The 12,985-nt window shown below is 30.3% G+C and carries 12 protein-coding genes; 8 read left to right on the forward strand and 4 right to left on the reverse strand.

Going from position 1 to position 12,985, the window contains the following annotated elements; genetic code table 11:
* Nucleotides 1–18 precede the first annotated feature (18 nt).
* From KQI89_RS01585 to KQI89_RS01600, 4 genes are all read left to right on the forward strand, one after another.
* Nucleotides 19–345, forward strand: a complete 327-nt coding sequence (locus KQI89_RS01585) for a thioredoxin family protein (protein WP_216455649.1) — start codon at nucleotides 19–21, stop codon at nucleotides 343–345.
* A 141-nt stretch (nucleotides 346–486) separates the two neighbouring features.
* The gene (locus tag KQI89_RS01590; protein ID WP_081923295.1) at nucleotides 487–1,317 is read left to right on the forward strand and encodes an undecaprenyl-diphosphate phosphatase; all 831 of its coding nucleotides are present in this window, start codon (nucleotides 487–489) and stop codon (nucleotides 1,315–1,317) included.
* Between the two features lie 224 nt (nucleotides 1,318–1,541).
* Nucleotides 1,542–2,639 carry a 6-phosphofructokinase gene (locus KQI89_RS01595; RefSeq protein WP_032121423.1) on the forward strand — a complete coding sequence of 366 codons (1,098 nt, stop codon included), beginning with the start codon at nucleotides 1,542–1,544 and terminating at the stop codon, nucleotides 2,637–2,639.
* 321 nt (nucleotides 2,640–2,960) lie between these two features.
* Nucleotides 2,961–3,740 carry a serine hydrolase gene (locus KQI89_RS01600; RefSeq protein ID WP_032121424.1) on the forward strand — a complete coding sequence of 260 codons (780 nt, stop codon included), beginning with the start codon at nucleotides 2,961–2,963 and terminating at the stop codon, nucleotides 3,738–3,740.
* Between the two features lie 225 nt (nucleotides 3,741–3,965).
* Here KQI89_RS01600 and KQI89_RS01605 read toward each other — a convergent pair whose 3' ends face one another.
* A complete protein-coding gene (locus KQI89_RS01605) occupies nucleotides 3,966–4,835 on the reverse strand; it encodes a formate/nitrite transporter family protein (protein WP_216455650.1) in 870 nt (289 codons plus the stop codon).
* 443 nt (nucleotides 4,836–5,278) lie between these two features.
* Here KQI89_RS01605 and pflB point away from each other — a divergent pair, with 443 nt between their 5' ends.
* Together pflB and pflA are read left to right on the forward strand one after the other, a co-directional pair.
* Nucleotides 5,279–7,504 (forward strand): formate C-acetyltransferase, encoded by a 2,226-nt coding sequence (gene pflB, locus KQI89_RS01610; RefSeq protein WP_216455651.1) that lies wholly within the window; start codon nucleotides 5,279–5,281, stop codon nucleotides 7,502–7,504.
* 63 nt (nucleotides 7,505–7,567) lie between these two features.
* Nucleotides 7,568–8,287: a pyruvate formate-lyase-activating protein gene (pflA, locus tag KQI89_RS01615; protein ID WP_216456638.1), complete on the forward strand. Its 720-nt coding sequence runs from the start codon at nucleotides 7,568–7,570 to the stop codon at nucleotides 8,285–8,287.
* 78 nt (nucleotides 8,288–8,365) lie between these two features.
* Here the strand turns inward: pflA and KQI89_RS01620 are convergent, their stop codons facing one another.
* Nucleotides 8,366–8,722 carry a hypothetical protein gene (locus KQI89_RS01620; protein ID WP_216455652.1) on the reverse strand — a complete coding sequence of 119 codons (357 nt, stop codon included), beginning with the start codon at nucleotides 8,720–8,722 and terminating at the stop codon, nucleotides 8,366–8,368.
* 232 nt (nucleotides 8,723–8,954) lie between these two features.
* The gene (gene rd / locus KQI89_RS01625) at nucleotides 8,955–9,116 is read right to left on the reverse strand and encodes a rubredoxin (RefSeq protein ID WP_081923222.1); all 162 of its coding nucleotides are present in this window, start codon (nucleotides 9,114–9,116) and stop codon (nucleotides 8,955–8,957) included.
* A 166-nt stretch (nucleotides 9,117–9,282) separates the two neighbouring features.
* Here rd and KQI89_RS01630 point away from each other — a divergent pair, with 166 nt between their 5' ends.
* Together KQI89_RS01630 and KQI89_RS01635 are read left to right on the forward strand one after the other, a co-directional pair.
* Entirely contained in the window at nucleotides 9,283–10,575 is a 1,293-nt protein-coding gene (locus KQI89_RS01630; RefSeq protein WP_216455653.1) for a M48 family metallopeptidase, read from the forward strand.
* A 128-nt stretch (nucleotides 10,576–10,703) separates the two neighbouring features.
* Nucleotides 10,704–12,059: an MATE family efflux transporter gene (locus KQI89_RS01635; protein ID WP_216455654.1), complete on the forward strand. Its 1,356-nt coding sequence runs from the start codon at nucleotides 10,704–10,706 to the stop codon at nucleotides 12,057–12,059.
* A 58-nt stretch (nucleotides 12,060–12,117) separates the two neighbouring features.
* Here KQI89_RS01635 and KQI89_RS01640 read toward each other — a convergent pair whose 3' ends face one another.
* Complete coding sequence (locus KQI89_RS01640) at nucleotides 12,118–12,735, reverse strand: 3'-5' exonuclease (protein ID WP_032121430.1); 618 nt, start codon at nucleotides 12,733–12,735, stop codon at nucleotides 12,118–12,120.
* Between the last annotated feature and the right edge of the window lie 250 nt (nucleotides 12,736–12,985).

Genomic DNA, 12,985 nt, shown 5'->3' on the forward strand with positions numbered 1-12,985 from the left:
ATATTGGAGGAACTTTTAATGATTAAATTAAATTCCGCTGAGGATATTGAATTTTTTATCCAAAAGAATAACATAGCTGTTTTATATTTTGGTAATAGCAGTTGTGGAGTTTGCGAAGCCTTATTACCAAAATTTAAGGATCTTTTAGTTAAGTTTCCTAATGTGAAGTCTGCTTATGTAGAAATAGAAGACGTAAAAAAATCTATGGCAAAATATAGCATATTCACTATTCCTGTTATACTTTTATATGTAGAGCAACAAGAGGTATTAAGGGAAGCTAGATTTATAAGCATAAATGATATTGAAGATAAAATTCAGAGAATAATTAAGTTATATGAAGGTTAGATCTAAGAATTTATTAAGATTAATATATTATTAACTCCCTACAATAGACAAATACTATAAAAACAAATTATAATAGAGGGTAGTTTGTTTATTAATTTACTTTCACCAAATTAAAACTGATAAAGAGAGAGAGGAATGGATATGTGGATAATTTTAAAAGCTATTATTATAGCTATAGTAGAAGGGGTAACTGAATTTTTACCTATATCATCAACAGGCCATATGATTTTAGTAGGGGATTTAATTAAATTTAATGGAACGGATTTTGCTAAAATGTATGAAGTTGTGATACAACTTGGAGCAATATTGGCAGTGGTTGTTTTGTATTGGAATAAGATAAAAGATATGATAGTGTCCTTTTTTAAATGGGAAAAGAGAGGTATTAAATTTTGGGTTAACTTAATTATAGCTACTATACCTGCTATGGTATTAGGGCTTACCCTTGATGATCTTATTGATGAATATCTTTTTAATACAAAAACTGTGGTTGTTGGATTTATTGTAGGAGGTATACTTCTTATAGTTATTGAGAATAATTTCAGGAAAAAATCTAAAGGCTTTAATGCTGTAAGAAATTTAGATGATATAAGTTATGGACAAGCATTTAAGGTAGGGGTATTTCAATGCTTAGCTATGTGGCCTGGTATGTCTAGATCTGCATCCACTATAATGGGCGGATGGATAGCAGGGTTATCCACTCCTGTAGCTGCTGAATTCTCATTCTTTTTAGCTATACCGGTGATGGTAGGGGCTTCTGGACTAAAGTTATTTAAGTATAATTATTCAACTATGGTGACCAATCAATGGATTTCTCTAGGTGTAGGATTTGTGGTGGCTTTTCTTACTGCTTTACTAGTGGTGGATAGATTTATAGCTTTCTTAAAGAAGAAGCCAATGAGAATATTTGCTATATATAGATTAATAGCTGCAGTAGTACTTGCTGGATTAATGTTTGCAAGTGTAATAAAATAACAAACTCTACAGCTAATTTTTAATAATATTCTATTTTAATAGGTGATATTATATCATATTTATAAAAGTATGATATAGTATATAAATAGGAGCCTATAAAAAGCATATGCTAATGCTTTTTATAGGCTCCTATTTGGTATAATTACAAAATTATTATACCTCTGTTTAATAGATTAGATTTAAAGTGTATAATTGAATAAAACGGAGCTTGGAGGGATCAATTTATGACGCAAAAAATAAAGAAGATAGCTATACTAACAGGTGGTGGAGATTGTCCTGGATTAAATGCAGTAATAAGAGCCGTAACAAGAACAGCTATATTAGAATATGGATATGAAGTTATAGGTTATAGGTATGGATATAGAGGACTATATAACAATGATTTTATCCCCTTGACTATAGATGCAGTTTCAGGAATATTACATAGAGGAGGAACCATACTATATAGCTCCAACAAAGACAATTTATTTGATTATGCTGTAGAGGAAAATGGAGTAATGATAAAAAAAGACGTTTCTGATGTGGCAGTAGAAAATCTTAAAAAAGAAAATGTAGATGCCCTTATAGTCATAGGAGGAGATGGTACATTAACTAGTGCTCGTGATTTTTCAAGAAAAGGAGTAAATGTCATTGGGGTTCCAAAGACTATAGATAATGACTTAGTAGGAACAGATGTTACTTTTGGATTTAACACAGCTATTGATGTAGCAACTGAAGCTTTGGATAGATTACATACTACAGCAGAGTCCCATCATAGAATTATGCTTCTTGAAGTTATGGGACGAAATGCTGGTTGGATAGCTCTTGAATCTGGTATTGCTGGATCGGCGGATGTTATATTAGTGCCGGAAATACCTTATAATATTAATAAAATAGTAGAACAAATAAAGGATAGACAAAGTAAAGGTAGAGTATTTAGCATAATTGTTGTAGCTGAGGGTGCTAAACCTTTAGATGGAGAGGTAGTAGTAAATAAGGTTGTAGAAGATAGTCCAGATCCAATTAGACTTGGAGGCATTGCTAATAAACTTGCTCATGATTTAGAAAAGCTTATAAAAGGTAATGAAATAAGAAGTACAGTGCTAGGGCACACTCAAAGAGGAGGAAATACTTCTACTTATGACAGAATACTGTCTACAAGATATGGTGTAGCGGCAGTAGAACTTATTTCTGAAGGAAGATTTGGTAATATGGTTTGTCTAAAAGGAAATAATATATCTGAAATAAGTCTAGAAGATGTAATTGGAAATATAAAAAATGTAGATCCTGAATGTGAACTGGTAAAAGTGGCTAGAAAAATAGGTATATCTTTAGGAGACTAATTTTCATTTCGTAAAGCACTGATTCCAAAAGAATTAGTGCTTTATCAAAGTAATTCTTAGATTAATATAGAGTTTGTTTCTAAAGGGGGGCTTAGACCTTAAACTTAGAAGAGCTTATCTAAAATTTAGTCACTTTAGATAAGAATTTTATGTGATGTTTGGATCTGAAGTTATCAGAGAAAAGTTGAATATGGAAGAATATTGATTAAATATGTAACACTTTGGTTATAAATATATATGATAGTAAAAAACTTAGGGAATTTTCATTTATTCATGTAATGTGATAATATATAGATAATGATTATAAGGCTGGAGGTAAACATGAAAGAGATTAAAAAATATTTAGAATCTAGAATAGGTCAACATAGTTTTTATTTTGAGGATTTAGAAGGAGGATATGTGTATGGATACAATGAAAACGTTCAAATGATATCCGCTGGATGCATGAAACTCCCTATAGCTATAGCTATTTTAAAAGAAGCGGAAAATGGGAAATTTGATTTAAAGGACAAAGTTACTGTTTTTAGAGAAGATAAGGTTTCAGGTACAGGGATAATACATGAGTTTGGAGAAAGGGAATATAATTTATCTGAACTTCTTATTGCTATGCTTATACAAAGTGATAATACGGCAGCTAATAAACTTATTGATATGATAGGTATGCCTAGAATTAATGAGTTGTTTCAAGAAATGTCATTGAAAAACACAGTGATAAATAGAAAAATATTAGAAGAAAAGGATGTTAAAAACGTGGTACAAAACATAACTAGTAGTTATGATTTATGTTTATGTTGGAAACACCTATATAAGCACAGCTACTTAAATGAAGAGCATAGCAAGATGGTTATAGATATTTTAAAAAGACAACAGATGAAAAATAAAGTAGCATTTTATATTCCAGAGGACATAAAAAAGGGCATGGCTAATAAAACAGGAGATTTAAGTGGAGTTGAAAATGATACCGCTTTAATACAAATTTCAAAGGGAAATTTTGCGTTTACGGTTATGTCACAAGGGATACCTAACAATGTGTATGGAAATATTACTCTTGCTAAGTGCGGAAAAATGATGTGGGATATGCTAATAAATAGTTGGAATTAACTTAAGAGATATTAACAGCCTTAAAAGCACAGGTATTTTATTTGTTATAATTAGTACAATTGTTATATATGATTATATTCTATAAACCTAAGCTTACACATACACTGCTTTTATATAGGAAAGCATAGGAATTTTAGAGTTTAGCGGTATTTTTATTGAAATGAACTGGGAATGCTAATTAAAGGATCTCACAACTTCTAAGTTGTGAGATCCTTTAATTTTATATTATGCATTCTTTTTAAAAGGTATGCTTTTTATCTGATCTTTTTTGTTATTGTTTATATAGATAAAGGCAAGGTACAAAGCTCCACCTACAAATAAGAAACCTCCTAATATATTTCCTAAGGTTACAGGAATTAAATTTTTGATAACTCCTTGAATATTTAAACTTTGGAGTTTATCTTCGGTGATGTTAAGAGTAGAAATATAATTGCTATTAGTTTTAGCTAATAATCCTATAGAGAAATAGTACATGTTAGCAACGCTGTGTTCAAAACCAGATATTACAAAGGCCATTATAGGGAATAAGATAGCAAAAATTTTGCCAATGACGTCTTTAGCAGCAAAAGAAGTCCAAACTGCTAAGCAAACTAATATATTACATAATATGCCACTAAATAAAGCTTTCATATAGCTAATATTAGACTTGGTGTAAGCTACTTTAATGACATAAGCTCCTAATTTGCCTTCGTTTGCATCTAGAGCCCCGCTATAAAATAGTAATAAAGATATTATAATAGCTCCAAGTAAATTGCCAAAATAAACTATAATCCAATTTTTTAAAACTTGTTTAAAGTTTATTTTTTTATGTAACAAAGGTACTGTTAGTAATACGTTTCCAGTAAATAAATCAGCCCCTGCTAAAATTACTAAGATTAATCCAACAGGGAAAACTAATCCGGATACCAATTTAGAAAGACTATAATTGCTTATGCTGTGAGAAGCCACCGCTGATGCAAATCCTCCTAATGCTATAAAAGCGCCAGCTAAGATGCCTAAAGTAAGAGATTTGGCCTTGCTATAGTTAGCTTTAGCTTCGTAAGAAGTTAATATTTCTTCTGCTATTTCCGCTGGTCTTAACATTTTTTTTTCCATAAAAAATCCCCCTTTTAATTTTCGTAATAATATGATAAATGAAATAATATGAAAATGAACTTTCATTTATTGCTTGTACAGAAGATTATAACGGGAAATATGAAGCTGTATTTCACTTTTCCTGTTGAATGTAAGTTAAAACCTTATAGATTTTAAATGTGTATAAGAAAAAACAAAAAACAGAAAGCTTAAATACTGAAAAATAGGTAATAAACTGTACTAGTTTTAAAACTATACTGTTATATTACCTATCAATATAATAACACAAACAGCGTCAAAAGTCAACATATGTTAGAAATTGTCAAATATTCTGAATAGTTAAACTTTTCTCAAGGTACTTAACAAAGTTGCATAAAGGCTTTATAATGAAGTCATGGAATATTGATGCTGATGAAAATTACACTTAAGTGATTTTCCATATCAAATATTAAGGAGGTTTTTATATGTTTAAGGAATGGGAAGGGTTTAATCTTGGTTCTTGGACAGAAAAAATAGACGTAAGAAGCTTTATTCAAAAGAATTACACAGCATATGAAGGAGACAAAAGCTTTTTAGCAGGTCCTACAGATAAAACAAAAAAAGTTTGGGAAAAATCTAGCGCCTTAATTATTGAAGAAATAAAAAAAGGTGTTATTGATGTAGCTACAGATAAAGTATCAGGAATTGATAATTATGAAGCAGGATATATAGATAAAGATAATGAAGTTGTAGTGGGACTTCAAACAGATGCACCTTTAAAAAGAATAGTTAATCCATGGGGTGGATGGAGAATGGTTGAACAATCTCTAGAAGCTTATGGATATACATTAGATAAAGATATAGAAAAGTTTTTTCCACAATTTAGAAAAACCCATAATGAAGGTGTTTTTGATGCTTATACAGAAGATATAAGAGCAGCTAGATCTACTGGACTTATAACTGGATTGCCAGATGCTTATGGTAGAGGAAGAATAATAGGTGATTACAGAAGAATAGCGCTATATGGTATAGATTATTTAATAGAAGAAAAGAAAAAAGATTTGCACTCATTAAAAGGTAATATGCTTGATGACCTTATAAGAAAGAGAGAAGAAGTTTCTGAGCAAATAAGAGCATTACAAGCTATGAAGTCTATGGCAGGCAAGTATGGAATAGATATATCAAAACCAGCTGCAAATGCTAAAGAAGCTGTTCAGTTCTTATATCTAGGATATTTAGCCGCAGTAAAAGAAAGCAATGGTGCAGCAATGTCTCTAGGAAGAACAAGTACCTTCTTAGATATATTCATTGAAAGAGATCTGAAAAATGGAGTTATAACAGAAGAAGAGGCACAAGAGTTAATAGATCAATTTGTAATAAAATTAAGATTAGTAAGACACCTTAGAACTCCTGATTACAATGATCTTTTTGCTGGAGATCCAACATGGGTAACAGAATCCTTAGGTGGAGTAAGTAAAAATGGTAAGCCTTTAGTAACTAAAAGTTCTTATAGATTTTTACACACCTTAGTTAATCTTGGACCAGCACCAGAACCTAATATGACTGTACTATGGTCTGAAAAATTACCTGAAAACTTTAAGAGATTCTGTGCTGAAATGTCAATATTAACAGATTCTATTCAATATGAAAATGATGATGTAATGAGACCAATATATGGGGATGACTATGCTATTGCTTGCTGCGTTTCTGCCATGGAGGTAGGTAAGCAAATGCAATTCTTCGGAGCTAGATGTAACTTAGCTAAGGCTTTACTTTATGCTATAAATGGTGGAATTGATGAGAAAAAAGGAAAACAAGTTGTACCTGGAATAGAAAAAATAGAAGATGAAGTTTTAGATTATGATAAAGTTAAAGCAAACTATATGAAGGTTTTAGAATATGTAGCTGGATTATATGTAGATACAATGAATGTAATTCACTATATGCATGATAAATATGCTTATGAAGCAGGTCAAATGGCTCTTCATGATACAGAAGTTGGTAGACTTATGGCCTTTGGAGTAGCTGGCTTATCTGTAGCAGCTGATTCTTTAAGTGCTATTAGATATGCAAAAGTTAAGCCTGTAAGAGAAAATGGCATAACTGTAGATTTTGATATAGAAGGAGAATTTCCTAAATACGGAAATGATGATGACAGGGTAGATGATATAGCTGTAGAACTTGTAGAAAGATTCTCAAAAGAGCTAAAATCACATCCAACTTATAAAAATGCGAAACACACTCTTTCTGTGTTAACTATAACATCAAACGTGGTTTATGGTAAGAAAACAGGAGCCACACCAGATGGTAGAGAAGCAGGAGTTCCTTTTGCACCTGGAGCTAATCCAATGCATGGAAGAGATTTAGAAGGAGCTTTAGCATCTTTAAACTCTGTAGCTAAGATTCCATATAATCCTTGTTGCGAAGATGGAGTATCAAATACATTCTCTATAGTTCCTGAAGCTTTAGGAAAGGACAGAGATACTCAAATCGGTAACCTTGTATCTGTAATGGATGGATATTTTGGTCAAGGAGCTCATCATTTAAATGTAAATGTACTTCAAAGAGAAACATTGATGGATGCAATGGAACATCCAGAAAAGTATCCAACATTAACTATAAGGGTATCAGGTTATGCTGTTAACTTTAATAGACTTTCAAAAGACCAACAAAGAGAAGTTATAAACAGAACATTCCATGAAAAGATGTAATTTAAAGTATATTGAGGAAGGGCTTATCTTAAAGCCTTTTCTCTCCTAATAAAGGAAGTGGTTATAATGAAAGGTAGAATACACTCTATTGAAACTATGGGGCTTGTAGATGGACCAGGTATTAGAGTTGTGGTATTTTTTCAAGGATGTGCTTTGAGATGTGCTTATTGTCATAATCCTGATACTTGGAACTTTTCTGGAGGAGAAGAAATAGAAGCCTTAGATCTTTTGAAAAAGATAGTGAGATATAAACCATACTTTGATAGGTCTTATGGTGGAGTGACTTTTTCTGGAGGAGATCCACTTATGCAACCTGAATTTTTACTCCAAATTTTAAAGCTTTGTAAGGAAAATGGTATACAAACAGCTCTAGATACTTCAGGTTATGGCTTTGGTGATTATGATGAAATATTAAAATATACAGATTTGATATTATTTGATATAAAGCATATCTCCGAAAAGGGATATTTAGATTTAACAGGAAAAGACGGAAAAGAAGCCTGGAACTTTTTAAAAGCTGCGGAAAAATCTGATGCGAAAATTTGGATAAGACATGTTGTGGTACCGGACATTACAGATTCTATTGAACATATAACCGAACTTTCTAAAATAATAAAAAAAATAAAAAATGTAGAAAAAGTAGAGCTACTTCCATATCATACCCTGGGGATAAATAAATATAAAAGTATGGATATTAAATATAGATTAGAGCATACGGAACCTATGGATAGGGAGAAATGTAAGGAGCTTGAAGAACAATTGAAAAGTTTGTTAAATATTTAATTTGATTTGAAATTAACATGGAAGAAAATTAATAAAAGCTTCACAAAATATTTATTTTGTGAAGCTTTTAAATTTATCCTAATTCCAGTAGCAATACCAAAGACAATCATAAGCAAGAGGCAAATCTGCTTCTATTATTACATTACTATCTAAAGGCATCTTTCTATATTGTTTTCTGGTGCCATCTGAAAAAATGCATTCTACCATTCTACCAGCTTTAAACAGCTCGTTAGCTTTATCATAATCTATAGGTTTAATTATATTCCAATTATCCTCTAGGCTAATTCTATCATAACCAGTATTCCTAATGTGTATATATTTTTCTTCGCTTTGCACTCCTACTATACATCCTTTGCCATTCAAAGCTTTAAAAGTAGGGTTGTCCTTTAGAATCGCTAACATAGCAATAGTATCTAGTTGTTTTCTAGTTTCCATATAAAACTCTCCCTTCTCAATTTAATATATATTTATAAAACTATTAGTTTATATATCTTTAGATTTAAGAAAACTTTAAATGAATAAAAATATTAAGAATAATCAAATAATTATAATGAAAAGTTTATACCATAATTAAATAAAATACAACCTTTAAAAGAGGCTAAATAAAAGGTCTATATGTCTTAAATGTAGACCTATAGACCTTTTATAGTGATTTTCTTAATTTTATCTATTCAGTTGGTTCAAATTGATCTTTTCCAACTGAACAAAGCGGACATAACCAATCCTCAGGAATATCTTCAAACGCAGTTCCTGGTGCTACTCCATTATCTTCGTCACCAACTGCAGGATCATATACATAGCCACATACTATACAAATATATTTTTGCATGTTAAATCCTCCTTAAAGTTAAATATGATATTTTTAATAAATAATATTCTTAAGTATTATTTATTAATATTATAAACAAATTTTATACAGTTTACAAGTATTTGATTCTATATTGTATAATAAAATAATACTAAAGCTTTAATATTATTTTATGGTAGGTGATATTTTGAAAAAGAAACACAGGGTAATTTATTTTATTTCAGTATTAGTATTTCTATTTATAGCTCTTTATATAACAACACAAATTTTTCAAGTAAAATATTCTTATTTAATGAAAGGAAATAATACTATAGAATTAAAGGTTGATAGTAATAATAACGTTATAGTTCCTGATGCAACAGATATTGCTAAGTTTAACTATAAACTAGGCACCTTATACTGGGTATTAAGCATAGCTTTAACATTAGCTATACCTTTATACCTAATAGTCAGTGGGAGTGCTACTGAGTTGAAATTATGGCTTAAGGATCATTTCAGAAGAAATAACTTAATTATAATTTTATATATTTTTTCTATTTTTACTTTTTTATTTTTAACTTCCTTACCCTTAAGCTTTTTTAGAGGGTATTATAAAATGAAATTAATAGGTATATCAAATGAAAGCTTATTTTCTTGGATTATTAGAGTTTTTAAGAGTTTTCTTATAAATTCTATTACTACAACTTTTATAGGATTTTTATGTTATAAAATTTTAAATAAGGCAAAAAAATGTGCTTATTTAATCATAGGGCTTTTAACCTTGCCATTATATATAATGGGTACCTTAATATATCCTTTATATATAGACCCTGTTTTTAATGAATTTAAACCCTTAGAAAATAAGATTCTAGAATATAAGATTAAAGATTTAGCAAATAGAGCAGATATTAAAGATCTAACTTTATATGAAGTGGATAAAAGTAAAGAGACAAAGGCCATGAATGCTTATATGACAGGAGTAGGTAACACTAAAAGGATAGTATTATGGGATAATACAATAAAAGGATTAAGTGAAGGAGAAACCCTAGTAGTTGCGGCTCATGAAATGGGACATTATAAATTAAAACATATACCTAAATCTATATTTATGGGAGCTTTGTATAGCATATTTTTATTATATCTTACAGAGAAATTTTCAAGAGCCTTTATTAATAAAAAAGGAAATAAATTAAAAATATACAGTATTAAAGACTTAGCTGCAATTCCCATTATAATTTTATATTTTAGCTTATTTTCTTTATTATTGACGCCTATATCTAATGGATATACAAGATATCAAGAATGGCAAGCAGATAAGTTTGCCATAGAACTTACAGAAGATAACTTTTCTAATGCTACAGTAGAGGTGAAATTTTTACAAAACAACATTTCTGTACCTAATGTTAATGGGTTCATTAAGTTTTTTAGATACGATCATCCAACTCCTAAGGAGAGAATAGAATTTTCTAATGGATATAATAAATTTAATAAGATACCTTAATATGGTTTAATATAAGTTATTTGAGTTTAATAAAGCCACTTTAATTAAAATAAATTTATGGTATAATATGCTTTGTAGAAAATCAGAAATATATTGGTAATAATTAAAGTATGGACCTAGGAGGTATTATGATCGACATATCTAAAGATAAAAAATTTTATAAAATGCTAGTTACCTTAGCATTACCTATAATAATGCAAAATTTAGTATCCTCTTCTTTGAATATGGTGGATACACTTATGATTGGATCTCTTGGGGAGAGTAGTATAGCAGCAGTAGGGCTTGCTAATCAGGTTTTCTTCCTATTTACTTTAATAATGTTTGGTATAAATAGTGGGTCAGGAATATTTATAGCTCAATATTATGGAAAAAAGGACAAGGAAAACATTCATAGGGTAATTGGCATTGGACTTATGTGTGTTATAATAATTGGCTCCATTTTTACTGTAGCTGCAGTAGCCTTCCCTTCTGATATATTAAGGATATTTACAAAGGATTCCGTCGTTATAAATTCAGGTAGGGGATATTTAAGAATAGTAGGATTAAGTTATATAATAAACGCTATTACATTATGTTATGCCTTTGCTTTAAGGTGCACAAGGCAACCGAAAATTCCTATGTTTATCAGTATAATAGCCTTAGTTTCAAATACCATACTAAATATAATCTTTATATATGGTAAATTAGGAGTTCCAGCTATGGGAGTTAATGGGGCAGCTATAGCTACCCTGATTTCAAGAATTATTGAGTTTATTTTGATGATAGCTATAGTATATAGAGGAAAAAATATAGTAGCAGGAAAGATAAAAAATATGCTGGATCTGTCAAAAGGATTTATGGTTAATTTTTTTAAAGTTACTTTACCTGTAATATTCAATGAAACCTTTTGGGCTTTAGGTATGACTATGTATTCTATGGCCTACGCTAGAATAAGCACAGAGGCTGTAGCTTCTGTGCAAATAGCTACTACTGTACAAAATATATTTATGGTTATAAATATGGGTATAGCTAATGCTGCTGCGGTTATGATAGGGAATAAAATCGGAGAGAGAGAAGAAGAAGAGGCCATTAGGTATTCTAAATTATTTTCCGTTTTATCTCCAACGGTAGGGATAGTTATGGGTACCTTATTAATTGTACTAGCCCCTTTGATATTAAAATTGTTTAACGTATCACCTACAACTTATAGTGATTCAATAAAAGTACTTAGGGTCATAGGGCTTATTCTACCTATCAAATTTTTCAACTCACTACTTGTGGTAGGTATACTTAGAGCAGGGGGAGATACGAAATTTTCTTTGTTTTTGGAAACAGGCAGTGTTTGGCTAATAGGAGTGCCACTGTCATTCATAGGGGCTTTAGTTCTACACTTACCTGTTTATGGTGTGGTGGCTTTAATATTTATAGAGGAGATAGTAAAATCCTCTATAGGATTACCTAGGGTTTTATCTAAGAAATGGGTAAAAAACGTGGTGGATATGTAACAAAACAAATGAAAATAACTACTCTTTAATTTAAAGAGTAGTTATTTTCATTTAAAAGCTATTTTTTATTAGTTATCATATTTGAAAAATATTGTTTAGGTATAAGTCCCTTTTTTATGCCCTCTGTAACTATTAGATATGTAGCTGTAGTATCGAATCTAGCATCATGATAATCTCCAGTACCACCAAAAAACTTCTGACTAAGTTCTCTTATTTTATCTTTAGTAATACCTAGGAAGGAAATTACCTCTTCTAATTTTGGGTTTTTGATATCTCCTCTTCCGTTAGATAGTCTACAAACATTTTTATAGTAGCCCATAGTGCAAAAGGACATATTAGGATTAAATTCTTCCCCACATCCCTCAATCTCATGTCTAAGGAACTTTATATCAAAGTTAACATTATGTCCAATTACTACATCAGCAGTTAAAAAATCTTCTACAAAACCTTCAAATTGATCTTCGAAATATAAACCCTTACTAAGCTCATAAAGAGCTTCTACAGAAAAACCATGAATTTCTTCAGCAGAGGGTTCTACGTGCTCTACAGCGAAGAAAATATTTTTACCTGTAGTGCTTTGGGGTTTAGTGGATGTATCAACTAATATATAGCTTAATTGGCATATACTGCCCGGTCTTAAATCTGTTGTTTCAGTATCAAAGAAAATTAATTTCATGTAGTGAACCTCCTGAATATAATTCAACTCTATGAATAATCATAACATAGAAATTAAAATTATTAAATAACTAGGGGAGGTTTATGTATGTTTTACAATAAAATTAGACACAATGAAACTTTAAGATTTTCACTGTATCTATGATTTTGACATATTATATTAGGTGTATCCTATGAAGTAACTCTTAGATTCAGATGGAGTTTGATTAAAAGAAATATCTTTCTCATCTGAATCTTAAAAGAATTTACTC

Source organism: Clostridium simiarum (assembly GCF_018919175.1).
GTDB lineage: Bacteria > Bacillota > Clostridia > Clostridiales > Clostridiaceae > Clostridium_L > Clostridium_L simiarum.

Coding starts and splice junctions, on each gene's coding strand:
- KQI89_RS01585 (WP_216455649.1), top strand. CDS start 19: ATGATTAAATTAAATTCCGCTGAGGATATTGAATTTTTTATCCAAAAG.
- KQI89_RS01590 (WP_081923295.1), top strand. CDS start 487: ATGTGGATAATTTTAAAAGCTATTATTATAGCTATAGTAGAAGGGGTA.
- KQI89_RS01595 (WP_032121423.1), top strand. CDS start 1,542: ATGACGCAAAAAATAAAGAAGATAGCTATACTAACAGGTGGTGGAGAT.
- KQI89_RS01600 (WP_032121424.1), top strand. CDS start 2,961: ATGAAAGAGATTAAAAAATATTTAGAATCTAGAATAGGTCAACATAGT.
- KQI89_RS01605 (WP_216455650.1), bottom strand. CDS start 4,835: ATGGAAAAAAAAATGTTAAGACCAGCGGAAATAGCAGAAGAAATATTA.
- pflB (WP_216455651.1), top strand. CDS start 5,279: ATGTTTAAGGAATGGGAAGGGTTTAATCTTGGTTCTTGGACAGAAAAA.
- KQI89_RS01620 (WP_216455652.1), bottom strand. CDS start 8,722: ATGGAAACTAGAAAACAACTAGATACTATTGCTATGTTAGCGATTCTA.
- rd (WP_081923222.1), bottom strand. CDS start 9,116: ATGCAAAAATATATTTGTATAGTATGTGGCTATGTATATGATCCTGCA.
- KQI89_RS01635 (WP_216455654.1), top strand. CDS start 10,704: ATGATCGACATATCTAAAGATAAAAAATTTTATAAAATGCTAGTTACC.
- KQI89_RS01640 (WP_032121430.1), bottom strand. CDS start 12,735: ATGAAATTAATTTTCTTTGATACTGAAACAACAGATTTAAGACCGGGC.